At 52.8% G+C, this 13,209-nt stretch carries 12 protein-coding genes and 1 pseudogene; 2 read left to right on the top strand and 11 right to left on the bottom strand.

Features of this window, described 5'->3' with window-relative positions; translation table 11 throughout:
- Nucleotides 1-3 precede the first annotated feature (3 nt).
- The 4 genes from potD to potA are packed head-to-tail and all read right to left on the bottom strand — an operon-like array spanning nt 4 to nt 3,812.
- Nucleotides 4-1,038: a spermidine/putrescine ABC transporter substrate-binding protein PotD gene (gene potD / locus IM282_RS17380; RefSeq protein WP_105322648.1), complete on the bottom strand. Its 1,035-nt coding sequence runs from the start codon at nt 1,036-1,038 to the stop codon at nt 4-6.
- Complete coding sequence (potC, locus tag IM282_RS17375) at nt 1,035-1,826, bottom strand: spermidine/putrescine ABC transporter permease PotC (RefSeq protein WP_015570805.1); 792 nt, start codon at nt 1,824-1,826, stop codon at nt 1,035-1,037. Before potC ends, potD begins: the two co-directional genes overlap by 4 nt.
- Nucleotides 1,823-2,680, bottom strand: coding sequence for a spermidine/putrescine ABC transporter permease PotB (gene potB / locus IM282_RS17370; RefSeq protein ID WP_022647763.1), 858 nt, complete (start codon nt 2,678-2,680; stop codon nt 1,823-1,825). The genes potC and potB overlap by 4 nt, the downstream gene beginning before the upstream one ends.
- Nucleotides 2,664-3,812, bottom strand: a complete 1,149-nt coding sequence (gene potA / locus IM282_RS17365) for a spermidine/putrescine ABC transporter ATP-binding protein PotA (RefSeq protein WP_164715803.1) — start codon at nt 3,810-3,812, stop codon at nt 2,664-2,666. The genes potB and potA overlap by 17 nt, the downstream gene beginning before the upstream one ends.
- 237 nt (nt 3,813-4,049) lie before the next feature.
- Between potA and pepT the strand changes: the two genes are divergently transcribed.
- Entirely contained in the window at nt 4,050-5,273 is a 1,224-nt protein-coding gene (pepT, locus tag IM282_RS17360; protein ID WP_192970665.1) for a peptidase T, read from the top strand.
- A gap of 97 nt (nt 5,274-5,370) precedes the next feature.
- Nucleotides 5,371-5,861, top strand: a pseudogene (locus IM282_RS17355) (transposase).
- A 92-nt stretch (nt 5,862-5,953) separates the two neighbouring features.
- On the opposite strand, the gene IM282_RS17350 reads toward IM282_RS17355, so the two are convergent.
- The 7 genes from IM282_RS17350 to IM282_RS17320 form a co-directional block, all read right to left on the bottom strand.
- On the bottom strand, nt 5,954-7,075 hold the full coding sequence (locus IM282_RS17350) for a cupin domain-containing protein (RefSeq protein WP_022647767.1): 1,122 nt from the start codon (nt 7,073-7,075) through the stop codon (nt 5,954-5,956).
- Nucleotides 7,076-7,166: 91 nt separating this feature from the next.
- Nucleotides 7,167-8,630, bottom strand: a complete 1,464-nt coding sequence (gene phoQ / locus IM282_RS17345) for a two-component system sensor histidine kinase PhoQ (protein WP_022647768.1) — start codon at nt 8,628-8,630, stop codon at nt 7,167-7,169.
- A complete protein-coding gene (phoP, locus tag IM282_RS17340; RefSeq protein WP_026094318.1) occupies nt 8,631-9,302 on the bottom strand; it encodes a two-component system response regulator PhoP in 672 nt (223 codons plus the stop codon).
- Nucleotides 9,303-9,375: 73 nt separating this feature from the next.
- Nucleotides 9,376-10,662 carry a site-specific integrase gene (locus IM282_RS17335; protein ID WP_063147620.1) on the bottom strand — a complete coding sequence of 429 codons (1,287 nt, stop codon included), beginning with the start codon at nt 10,660-10,662 and terminating at the stop codon, nt 9,376-9,378.
- The gene (gene xisR / locus IM282_RS17330; RefSeq protein WP_010429804.1) at nt 10,662-10,877 is read right to left on the bottom strand and encodes an excisionase family protein; all 216 of its coding nucleotides are present in this window, start codon (nt 10,875-10,877) and stop codon (nt 10,662-10,664) included. Before xisR ends, IM282_RS17335 begins: the two co-directional genes overlap by 1 nt.
- A 61-nt stretch (nt 10,878-10,938) precedes the next feature.
- A complete protein-coding gene (locus IM282_RS17325) occupies nt 10,939-11,244 on the bottom strand; it encodes a DUF4060 family protein (RefSeq protein ID WP_226839906.1) in 306 nt (101 codons plus the stop codon).
- Entirely contained in the window at nt 11,165-13,051 is a 1,887-nt protein-coding gene (locus IM282_RS17320) for a hypothetical protein (RefSeq protein WP_063147618.1), read from the bottom strand. Before IM282_RS17320 ends, IM282_RS17325 begins: the two co-directional genes overlap by 80 nt.
- Nucleotides 13,052-13,209: the final 158 nt, after the last annotated feature.

Raw genomic sequence — 13,209 nt, 5'->3', positions numbered from 1 at the left:
GCATTAACGGCCTGCTTTTAGCTTCTGATAATACTCTTCATACAGGCGGCTCGCGTCACCGACGTCGTTCTGCCATTCCCCTTTGCTGATGGTTTCAGCGTCCGGATAAAGCGATTTATCATTCGCCACTTCAGGACTTAACAGCTTCCGCGCGGCCAGGTTTGGTGTCGGGTAACCAATAGTTTCCGCCACCTGTTTTGCCACATCCGGGCGCAGCAGGAAGTTAATCAGCTTCAGGGCGCCATCGACGTTTTTCGCATTAGCCGGGATCGCGAGGCTGTCCATCCAGAAGATGCCGCCCTCTTTCGGCCAGACCACCTCCAGCGGCGTACCGGCCTGACGCGCCACAAACGCAGAGCCGTTCCAGACCATCCCCAGATTCACTTCACCTTCCATATACGGGTTAGCCGGGTTATCCGAGTTGAACGCTGCCACGTTTGGCATCAGCTTTTTCAGTTCGTTATACGCCGCTTCGATCTCTTTCGGATCGGTGGTGTTGCCGGAGTAGCCGAGTTTACGCAGCGCAATCTGGAACACTTCGCGCGCATCATCGGTTAACAGCAGGCTGCTTTTGTATTCCGGCTTCCACAGGTCAGCCCAGGATGAAACCGTTTTTGGATCAATGGCATCGCTGTTGACGCCAATTGCCGTCGCGCCCCAGATGTACGGAATGGAATAATCGTTGTTCGGGTCGAATGGCTTGTTTAGCATCTCAGGATCGAGGTTTGAAAAATTGGTTAGCTTCGTTTTATCGACCTTCTGGATCATGCCTTCTTTGCGCATCTTGTCGACGAAATAGGTCGACGGCACCACCAGGTCATACGCGCCATCTTTATAGGTTTTGAGCTTGGCGTACATGGTTTCATTCGACTCGTAGGTCGAATAGATCACCTTGATGCCCGTCTCTTTGGTGAACTGCTCCAGCAGGCCCGGCGGCACATACTCGGTCCAGTTGTAGAAATAGAGCGTTTTGCTGTCATCAGCATGCGCGGCACCCATTCCGAGCACCAGTGCCGCAGCGGCAAGCATTTTTTTCATTTCTGTGTCCCCTGAGATTTTGTTTTATCACGAGCAATAACCTGGCTGGCAATCACCAGAACCAGCGATAACACCAACAGAATAGTCGCCAGCGCGTTCACTTCGGGTGAAACACCGACTTTCACCATTGAGTAGATCTTCAACGGCAGAATTTCGTAGCTCGGCCCGGTGACGAAGGAGGACACGACCACGTCGTCCATCGACAGGGTAAAGCTGAGCAGCCATCCGGCTGCCACGGCAGGCATCGCCAGCGGCAGGATGATTTTGCGCAGAATGGTCATCTCGCTGGCACCCAGATCTTTCGCCGCTTCCAGCATGCGTACGTCGAACCCTTTCAGTCGCGCGTAGACGGTTACCACCACAAACGGCAGGCAGAAGGTGATATGCGAAAACAGCAGCGACCAGAAACCGAGCTGGACGCCCAGCAGCATAAACAGCACCAGCAGTGAAATGGCCATCACGATGTCCGGGGACATCATCACCACAAACAGCATACCGCTGACGAACGGCTTACCGCGAAAACGGTAGCGGTACAGCGCCACGGCGGTCAACGAGCCAATCAGCGTCGCGAAGGTGGCAGAGAATACCGCCATCGTCAGCGAGTGCTGAGCGGCCTGTAGCAGGCTGTCATTGTTCATCAGCAGGCCATACCATTTGGTGGTAAACCCTTGCCAGTTGATCCCGAAGCGTGAACTGTTAAACGAGTTCACGATCAAAATGATTATCGGAATATAGAGATAGGCATAAATGGCGGTCATAAAACCGCCGCGAAGCAGTCGACCGATCATTCCAGCTCCACCTTCTTGTTCAGCAGGCGTGAGGCACGCCAGTAAACCAGCAGCATCAGCCCCATTACCACCGTCAGCGTAATGCTGGTGGCCGAGCCGAACGGCCAGTCGCGGATGTTCAGGAACTGGCTCTTGATCACGTTGCCGATCAGCAGGTTTTTCGCCCCGCCCATCAGGTCCGACACGTAGAATAGGCCCATCGCAGGCAGCATGACCAGCAGACATCCGGCAATAATGCCCGGCATGGTCAGCGGGATAATGATGCGGATAAAGGTTTGCAGCTTGCTGGCCCCCAGGTCTCTCGCGGCTTCCAGAAGTGGTTTATCAAGCTTTTCAATACTTGAGTAAAGCGGCATCACCATAAACGGCAGCAGGATATAGACCAGGCCGACGATCACCGCGCTCGGGGTGAACATAATGCGGATCGGCGTATCAATAACCCCAAGCCACAGCAGAAACTCGTTCAGATAACCTTTGGTGCTGAGGAAGATTTTCAGCCCGTAGATGCGGATTAACGAGTTGGTCCAGAATGGCACAATCAGTAAAAACAGCAGCAGCGGACGCACTTTTTGCGGCAGGCGAGCCAGGAACCACGCGAACGGATACCCCAGCACCAGACAGGCAACGGTGGCAATCAGCGCCATATTGAGCGAGTGCAGCAGCACGTCAAAGTAGAGCGGATCGAGCAGGCGTGCGTAGTTGTCCAGCGTAAAGACCATCGCGACGAAGTTCGCGTCGTCGCGGGTCAGGAAGCTGGTTACGATGATCATCAGGTTGGGAAGAAAGACAAACAACACAAGCCAACCGACGATCGTGGCAATCACCACATTCTGGAACTTACTTGTGTTCTTCATCAGCCAGTACAACCTCCCAGCTTTCTACCCAGTTGATGACCATCTTCTGATCCAGCGAGTGGTCGAAGTCCGGATCGTCCTCGTTGAAGAACTCACTAACCATCACCATTTTGCCGTTTTCCAGTTCCACAACGGATTCGAGGGTCATCCCTTTGTAGTTGCGTTCGCGAACGTAACCGATCAGACCTTCGGCGTCAGCCGTGTCGTGGATCTCATCGACGCGAAGATCTTCCGGGCGCAGCAGAACGTTGAGCCTTTGTCCCTTTTCCACGGCAAAGTTCACCGTGATGTTGCATTCGCGGCCTTCCACGTTGGCGAGCACGCGCTGCTCGTCCAGACGCTCAATCACCGTGGCGTTGAAAATATTGATTTCGCCAATGAAGCTGGCGACGAACAGGTTTTTCGGCTCCTCGTAAATTTCACGCGGCGTGCCGTCCTGCTCAATCTTGCCCTCACGCATCACCACGATACGGTCTGACATAGTCAGGGCTTCTTCCTGATCGTGAGTGACAAACACGAACGTGATGCCGAGCTTACGCTGAAGCGCTTTCAGCTCGTTCTGCATCTGCTTGCGCAGCTTGTAGTCCAGCGCGGAGAGGGATTCATCCAGCAGGAGCAGGCGTGGTTTGTTGACCACGGCGCGGGCAATAGCCACACGCTGCTGCTGACCACCAGAAAGTTGATGCGGCTTGCGCTGGGCGAATGCCTCCAGCTGCACCATGCGCAGGGCTTCGGTAACGCGCGGCGGGATCTCGCTGGCGGGTGTTTTTTGCATCCGCAGGCCAAACGCCACGTTCTCAAACACGGTCATGTGCGGGAACAGGGCATAGCTCTGAAAGACGGTATTGACGTGGCGATCTTCGGCAGGGACCTGGGTAATGTCCTGGTTCTCAAGATGGATATGGCCGTTATCGACGCTTTCCAGCCCGGCAATAAGGCGCAGGACGGTGGTTTTGCCGCAGCCGGAGGGGCCAAGCAGCGTGAGAAACTCACCGTCATTGATGGTCAGATTAAGATCGGAAATGACATCTTTGCCATCGAAACTTTTACGAATTCGTTCCAGTTGCACCAGCGGTGAAAGGGAACGGGGTTGTGTATTCAATTTTCGCGCTGTCCCATATAGACGCCTCAGGCAGCAGACTGAAGCGGGGTTTGTGTGTAACCACCTTGGTGACTCGTAATGAGGGCGGACATTCTACGGCAAACCCATTGAATCGCCAATCCTTCTCACTTATTCATAAGCTACATTTATTAACGCAGAACGATATAAACGTAAAAAGTTCTCGTTTGCGGGATAAAAGTGACCTGACGCAATATTTGCGTTTTGCTGCTTAATGATAATGTTGTCACAAAAAGTGAGGGTGACTGCATGGATAAACTACTTGAGCGTTTCTTACATTACGTTTCGCTGGATACCCAATCTAAGCCGGGGGTCCGACAGGTGCCAAGCACCGAAGGCCAGTGGAAGCTGCTAAATCTGCTGAAAGAGCAGCTGGAGGCCATGGGGCTGGTTGATGTCACGCTCAGTGAAAAGGGGACCGTGATGGGAACGCTGCCGGCCAACGTTGAGGGAGATATCCCGGCGATTGGCTTTATTTCTCATGTCGATACCTCACCTGATTTTAGCGGTAAACACGTTAATCCGCAGATTGTTGAAAACTACCGCGGCGGAGATATTGCGCTGGGCATTGGCGACGAAGTGCTGTCGCCGGTGATGTTCCCGGTACTGCATCAGCTGCTGGGGCAGACGTTAATCACCACCGACGGCAAAACCTTGCTGGGGGCCGATGACAAAGCGGGTATCGCCGAGATCATGACGGCGCTGGCGGTGCTGAAGGGCAAAAATATCCCACATGGCGATATCCGCGTGGCCTTCACGCCGGATGAAGAGGTAGGAAAAGGCGCGAAACATTTTGACGTTGAGGCGTTTAACGCTCAGTGGGCCTACACCGTCGACGGTGGCGGCGTGGGTGAACTTGAGTATGAAAACTTTAACGCGGCATCGGTGACGATCAAAATCGTCGGGAATAACGTGCACCCGGGCTCTGCGAAAGGGGTGATGGTGAATGCGCTGTCGCTGGCTGCGCGTATTCATGCGGAAGTTCCTGCCGAAGAGAGCCCGGAGATGACGGAAGGGTATAAGGGTTTTTATCATCTGACCAGCATCAAGGGGAACGTGGACAGCGCGCAGATGCACTATATCGTCCGCGATTTTGACCGCAAAGCCTTTGAAGCGCGCAAGCGTAAGATGATGGAGATCGCGAAAAAGGTCGGCAAGGGGCTGCACCCGGATTGCTATATTGAGCTCATCATCGAAGACAGCTATTACAATATGCGCGAGAAGGTGATGGAGCATCCGCACATTCTTGATATCGCCCAGCAGGCGATGCGCGATTGTGATATCGAGCCGGTGATGAAACCGATCCGTGGTGGAACCGATGGTTCGCAGCTGTCATTTATGGGCCTGCCGTGCCCGAACCTGTTTACCGGTGGATATAACTACCACGGCAAGCATGAGTTCGTGACGCTGGAAGGGATGGAAAAAGCGGTGCAGGTGATTGTGCGGATAGCAGAGTTAACCGCGAAGCGGTAATGTTTCATGCCGGGTGGCGGCTACGCCTTACCCGGCCTACATTTCGATCGTAGGCCCGGTAAGCGAAGCGCCACCGGGCAATGGGCAAGGAGTGCCAATGTCAAACTACCGCCGCCACTACATCCCCGGTGGGACCTGGTTTTTCACCGTCAATCTGCAAAACCGTCAGAGCGATTTACTTACCCGCCACATCGACAGCCTGCGTTCCGCTACCGCCACGGTTAAGCATGAGAAGCCCTTCACCATTAACGCCTGGGTTATCTTGCCTGAACATATGCACTGTATCTGGACCTTACCGGAAGGTGACAGTGACTTTTCGGCGCGCTGGCGCGACATCAAAAAAATGTTTAGCCGCAACATTGAGATGCGCCACGTCTGGCAACCGCGTTTCTGGGAACACACCATTCGCAATGAACAGGATTACCGGCGGCATATGGATTACGTTACATCAATCCGCTGAAGCATGGCTATGTCGGGAAAGTCGTCGACTGGCCCTATTCAACGTTTCATCGGGACGTGCGGGAGGGGTTATATCCGACAGACTGGGCGGGTGAGATTGAGGATTTTGCGGCGGGGGAGCGGAAGTAAAAAAAGCCCGGTGGCGCATCGCTTACCGGGCCTACGGGAACGGCTTTTGTAGGCCGGGTAAGGCGTAGCCGCCACCCGGCAAACATCATGACTCAGTCCTCAAAAAACCAGTACCCGCTGTTCACCAGCGCGGCCAGCATGGCGAGGAAGGAGGGATCGTCCAGCGCGTCGCCAAAGGTATCCGCAGACAGCACCATATGGCTGGCAATCGCTTCCAGTGCCGGACGGTGTGGAGAGTCCAGGCGCTCGCCGTTGACGAATACCTCTTCGCCAATGCGCAATACACGTAATCCGCCCAGACGAACCAGCTTATCGCCCTGCTGGAGGGCATCATAAATTTCATCTGCCTGATACGGCGGCTCTGGCGGTGCGACGTCCAGTTCGTGACGCGACTGGCTGATAAACTCGCCAAACCACTGTCTGAAGTGCTCCGGTTCGTTGATCAGATCCAGCATCATACCGCGCAGCTTATCCAGCTCCTCTGGCAGAATATCGGCCGGGTGCTCACGCGCCGGAACATCCGGATCGCTGTAACGATGGCTGCCCAGCTCGCGCTGTAAAACATAGTCAGCGAATCCGCTGATCATCTCGCGGCCGCTTGGCGCGCGGAAACCAACCGAATAGTTTAGCGAGTTTTCAAGGGAATAACCTTCATGCGGGAAGCCTGGTGGGATATACAGAATGTCGCCTGGCTCCAGCTCTTCATCAATGATCCCTTCAAACGGATCAACCTGAAGCAGATCCGGGTGCGGGCAGTGCTGCTTCATTGGCACTTTTTCGCCCACTCGCCAGCGACGGCGACCTGTACCCTGAATGATAAACACGTCGTACTGATCAAGATGCGGACCCACGCCGCCACCGGGAACAGAGAAGGAGATCATCAGATCGTCCATTCGCCAGTCTGGGAGGGCGCGGAAGGGACGCATCAAGGCTGCGGTGGGTTCGTGCCAGTTGTTGACCGCCTGCACCAGTAAAGACCAGTTGCTTTCGCCCAGGTGATCGTAGCTTTCAAAGGGACCGTGGCTGACCTGCCATTTCCCGTCCTGATGGCTCACCAGACGGCTGTCTACCTCGTTTTCCATCGCCAGACCAGCGAGTTCGTCAGGAGAAATAGGGTCGATAAAATTGCTGATCCCGCGTTTAAGAACGACCGGGCGTTTTTGCCAGTAACGTTCAATAAATTCGGGCCAGTTAAGCGTTAATTGATAATCCATATTTTTGTATTCCGCAGGCTCTTACTGAGACGGATTATAACGGAAGCACCGACCCCTGGCTGCGAGATCCGCGTATTTTTCACATTTCGGGTTAACTATCGTTCAATACGGGCTGTTGGCGGCCAAAAATGACTTCCATACGGGCACCGCCCAGCAAACTTTCGCCGGTTTCAATCTTGCCCTCGTACTGATCGACAATTTCCCGGGCGACGGATAATCCGACACCCTGGCCCGGGCGCAGCGTATCGGCGCGCTGACCGCGATCGAATACCACTTCGCGTTTATTATGGGGAATGCCAGGACCATCATCCTCAACGATAATATGCAGTTCGTTATCCGTTACGCGCGCGGACACCTCGACAAACTCCAGACAATATTTGCAGGCGTTATCGAGCAGATTTCCCATCACTTCCATAAAGTCATTCTTCTCGCCAACAAAGCTTATTTCCGGTGAGATATCCAGACTGATGTTTACCCCTTTACGCTGGTAAACCTTGTTCAGCGCAGAGGTGAGGTTATCCAGCAGCGGGGCTACCGGGTGCAGTTCACGGCTCAATAAGGCGCTTCCGGAACGCATGCTCGCGCGGTGCAGGTAATAACCAATCTGCTGTGAAATACGGCTGATTTGCTCCAGCATTACCGGCTCGGCGTCATCCACGCTCATTTTCGAACTGCGCATTGAACGCAGTGTACTTTGCATCACTGCCAGCGGGGTTTTCAGGCTGTGCGTAAGATCGGTGAGCGTCGTGCGATACTTGTCGTAACGTTCACGTTCGCTTTTCAGCAGGCGGTTGAGGTTGCGCACCAGGCTGGTCAGTTCGCGCGTAGTTTCAGGGTTAAGCTTCTCGCGGTGATGTTCCTCCAGCTCGCGCACCTCTTTGGCAAGGGATTCAATCGGGCGGAGGCTCCACCACGCAGCAACCCACAGGAGAGGGATCACCAGCAGCAGGTTGGCAGCCAGAACGTACACGAACCAGTTCCAGACCATATACGAACGTTTTAGCTCAACCGGTATCGTATCGATCACTACAATGGTCAGCTGCGGCATGTTCAGAGTGGCGGGATACAGGTTGATGGCCACCGAGTGGGTCATCTCCGTGTCGTCATCTTCAGCGCGGATCTCATTGAGCTTGTTCTGTAACGCCCGATCGTCACGCAGCAGGATGCTGGTAGAGTTGAGGTCGGCTTCTATTTCGTGAAAACCATTGGTTTTAAGCCATTCCGGACGGATGCGCTTTTTCAGCCAGGGGACGTCGCGCTGCGCCCACAGCAATTTTCCTTTTTCATCGTAAATGAGTGCCAGCGTTGGGCTCTGCTGGTTCAGGTTTTCCGGCATCTCGACGGTGATTTGGTTGTTCTCCCATTTCGCCAGGGTATAGAACAGATTACTTTCGCCGCGAAGCAGGCGGAAGGTGGTTTTATCGAAGCTTACGCTGTACCCGACCAACGCCACCATTCCGTAAGAGAGGGACAGCACGAGCACGACGGCGGCGGTTGCCAGCAGAAAGCGAACCCGCAGTGAAAGGGGTAAAATGTGGCGCAAAATCCCTTTCATTTAGCGTAATTCGAACAGGTAGCCCTGACCACGCACGGTGGTAATCACGTCGTGCGGGTACTGTGCCTGAATTTTTTTGCGCAGGCGGCCCATCAGCACGTCAATGGTGTGGCTTTCGCGCAGTTCGGCATCCGGATAAAGCTGAAGCATCAGGGAATCTTTGCTCACCACTTTACCGTTGTTACGGATCAGCGTTTCCATGATGGTGTATTCGAATGCGGTCAGCTTGATTACTTCATCATTTATTGAAAATTCGCGGCGGGAGAGATCCACCTGGAACGGCGGCAGAGAGATCACCTGTGACGCCAGCCCGCTGTTGCGGCGCAGCAGCGCCTGCATACGCGCGGCGACTTCTTCAATATGGAAGGGTTTGGTCACGTAGTCATCTGCGCCTGCGCTCAACACTTCAACCTTGTCCTGCCAGCCTTCGCGAGCAGTCAGCACCAGTACCGGCAGGGAAACGTCATGGCTACGCCAGCGGCGGATAAGAGATAATCCGTCTTCATCCGGCAGCCCTAAATCGACAATGGCGATGTCCGGCAGGTGTTCATTGAGATAATAATCGGCCTCTTTTGCGTCTTCAGCATCGTCCACCTGATGACCCATCTCCTGAAGTTGAACTTTCAGGTGATGACGTAGCAATGCGTTATCCTCAACAACCAGTACGCGCATCATCATTTCTCCCTTTATAAATGGTATGAATAGTTTAACGCTGATTATGTAGTTTGAAACCAGCGTCATGAAATTAAATGACTTTTTTAATGTTCCCAATACCTTGGGGGCGTCCTGGGGGCATAGCTGTCGGCATCTGATTGTTCAGCATGTTGACCTGATCCTGGTTCATATCGCCGATCCACTTCGAGTAAACCTCATACACCATACGCGCGTCCTCATGGCCCATCTGGCTGGCGATAAAGGAAGGGTTAGCACCGGCCATAAGCGTCCAGCAGGCGTATGTATGGCGGGACTGATAAGGGTTTCTCTCACGTATTCCAGAAAGTTTAGTTCCCCGTTTCCATCCATACGAAATCGAATTTTTGGAAAAAAAGCTCTCATTCACTGACGATTTCTTTTCAGGAGTAAATACAAAACGCAGATTTTGCGGCTCGGTTTTGCCAATTTCACGGTGATGGAAAACGATCTGCTGTCTTGGGTTATTGCCGGTGATTTCGAACTGCTCGAGCAGCGCATCATGAGCAGGCTTAAGCAGTGTAATCGTTCTGATGCCTGCATCTGTTTTTGGCGGCACAAACACCCGCTTGTTCGTCAGGCTTCTTGATACGTGAATCTCACCTTTCCTCAGATCGATATCCTCCCACGCCAGAGCACAAATCTCGCCGGGCCTCATTCCCGTATGGACGGCTACAATGATGATCAAAGCCAGTTTTCGGGGAAGGGCGGCAATCAGTGCCTGGTACTCATGAAGTAGAAGCGGATCGGGGTCTGCCTTAGATAGCTTGAGCCTGGACACGCCCTCATAAGGAGCGTGTAATATAAACTGACTTCGATTCGCAAGCTTCAGCATTTCTGATAAAACCGCCATCTGTTTATTGACTGTTGAGGGCGCGCGTCCCTTTTTAACCAGATTAGGCATTGATGGGTTTAATACGCTGCCGGTCAGCAGCTCTTTACGGTAATTCAGGATGTCGGCGTGCTGAATATCAGCAAGGGGAGTATTTTCTCCCACAACACGCTTCAGGGTATTAACTGCAGATGTGAGAGAGTGCAGTGTTGCCCCTGACACCTCCAGCGCTTTTGTATCAATGAAAAAATCGCTCAGCTCTTTAAACGTCGTGATCCGCTTAGTTGATGAGAATTTTTTAAGAGCCTTCGATTCAGGGAAGCGCGCCGCGTAGTCGAACTGGCCGAACTGTATCTCACTCACGATGACGGCGCGAAGGTTTCCAGCCTTCTTGATGTTGCTGCTGTTAACCACCCAGCCACGGAGAACTTCGCGGCAGCGAATGCCGCGATAGGTAAACGTGATCCTTATTTTTCCGTTATGAAGTTCAACGCCGGTTGGAAATTTCATCATGCTTCCTGAATAAATCTATTAATCAGCGGGAAGTTGTACCAGACCAAAGCGCGTTTGCTTTCTCCGCCGGGTACCGCGGGTACTCGCTTAAAATGAACCCCTTCAATCCAGCATCCGAGGCGATAAGCTTTTATTTGCCTGTCATCCAGCCCCGTTTTTTCAGTTAGCTTTCCCGCCACCATCCACTCTTCATCAAAAATGATTTGCGCCATGCTTAACTCCATGACGCCGCCACGATATCGCAGCGGCAGATAGTATATTGATTGTCAAAAATCACCGACCAAGGCCAGGGAGGCACCGGAGATGCCTGGCACCTGTCATTGCCGTGGCCACGTAACTACGGGGGCGGTTAACAACCTCAACCGTAATTTTTCTCCGTTGGAACTTGATGGTGTAAAAAGTCTGCTTGTCGCTGCGACCATGCGCGCCATATTTCTCAAAATGGCATTTGAGCGCGGCGGCGCATGCTGGACCGCCGATACTGTCTCCCTTGCTAAGGTTAATCAGACGCACAGGAGCCTTCCTGATGGTTGATAACGCTACGGGCAAGTCCGGCGGCCATAGCCGGTAATTCCTCATACTGATTGCAATAAGCCGGGTTGGAACATAAGCCCTGCAGTGCGGAGATCGTTAGCTGTTGCAGGTATGAGGATGCCGCCGACAGATCTGGTTCCTCACGGTCAGGATCAGCTGCCTTTTGAGGTTTTGCTGTTACAGCTGGTGTATCGAGCAATACCGATTTTGGTGGTTCGGGGCGGCGGTATTCCACGATCGCATCAAGAGCTATTTTCTGACGAACGCGAATATCGTCGGACCAGCTATCCAGCATGGTTGTTGCCACATCGTGGATCTCCTCGTTGGTAAACACAGGAGACAGGCAATATTCAGTGGTGGTGATATCTTCCATCAGTAGCGGGATAACATCGGAAACGAGGTGACCTGTGCATGCCACCACGCCCTCAGCCTCTTCTTTCCCCATGATATTGGTGCGGCCAGAAATCAGATCATTTAGTGCGTGCAAAATCGAAAATTCGCGTTCGTCTGGTGCTTCGCGAACGTCTTGAGCTGGAGGCACTTCCTGTTTTTCGACTTCATTTGAGGAGGGGGTATTTATTAGAGCATCGACTGAGAAGACTCCTCCACCCAGGTTCTCGACACGCGGCTGACCGCCGGCTTGCTTTTCAGGAGTCGTGTTCGGAGCGAATGCCTCGCTGAGTTCTTTGTCGAGTTGCGCAGCTTTGCCAGGGCAAACTGCTGGTGGAAGAGTTTCGCCCGGTACAGACGGTTTGGTTTCATCATTTTCAGTCTCCAGCTTGATATTGCCGCATGCGATATCGATTGTTTTCTGATCCGGTTTCGCATGATTCGATTCAACCAGATTGCGGTTAATATATGCACGCAGATCGACCGGCTTCAGGTAAAGGTCTTCCGGAGCGGTTTTAATCAGCGCGATAATGGAGGCGCGGGAGAAGTCCAGGATGCCCGGAGTGCCGCGTAATTTATTCCACCAGGCAGAAAAGCGCGGATCTCTTCCCTCGCTTTCCATCTCTTTGGCGCGGCGGATAATTTCGGATGGAATGGCATAAATATCAAAATCCATCGCGGCCGAGAGAATGCCCAGTGCGGTTTCCAGGCGGAGAGTTGCGAGATTATGCACCAGATCAGGACTGCGATCGGTAGGGGTATTACCGCCCAGGCTGGCTTCTGTGTCCGGTTTGATGTCGGTAGCAACAGGCTCACGCTTTGCTGCCGGAGTGTCGATCCATTTAGTGATACCTTTTTTGATATCAGGCCACTGAGTTGAGACCTTCATAGTTTTGCGAATCCACGCCAGTAGTTCTTCCTGCCGCTCACCGCTCAGGGCAAACACGCGAGGTTCCTTCACAAAAGCCTGGGCCAGTTCTCGTTGGAAGCTGCCATCGTCGTCGTTATTTAAATCGACTACCTGACCGAATTGCGAATCGGTGATCTCCTCCACTGCGCCGAAGAGGGCGAGGCATGCCGCGCGGGAGTCCTGGTCAAGGTTGCGTACAATCTTCATACCCGCCGCGTGCACGGTTTCGTTATTATCGATTTCTGGTTGTGGCGCAGCAGCTGGTTCACCTCGATTGGTATTCCAGACAACGTGCTCACCAAAGAAATCAGCGCTAAACACATCAAGCTCAGGACATGGAAGGTCTTCGTGGTGCTCCCAAATTTTCACCTTAAAATAATCATCTATATGTTCAGGATGTTCAGCCGCCAGCTTGCCGAAAATAACAGCTTCAGCAATGGCTTTTGTAGCCGAATTTACTGCTGTAGCAAGCGGCTTTAAGTCCGGGTGTTTTTTCAAGGCTTTATCTTTTGGAAAATAAGCACCGCCGAAAACCTTTAATTCAACAGACATAATTACCTCTATTAATTTTTTGGTGTGTGATGTTTAGCGATATGGTTTACGAATAACACGCTTAACCTTTTTTAACGCGTTACGCCTTTCTCTTTTTTCATTGCATTGCTCACATAAATAAATCGTGCGCTTGAAGGGGTATATGTCTGTTTTCCTTT

Source organism: Enterobacter cloacae complex sp. P29RS (assembly GCF_014893445.1).
GTDB lineage: Bacteria > Pseudomonadota > Gammaproteobacteria > Enterobacterales > Enterobacteriaceae > Enterobacter > Enterobacter intestinihominis.
The sequence above is the reverse complement of the archived record's forward strand: the minus strand, read 5'-3'. Positions and strand labels throughout refer to the sequence as shown.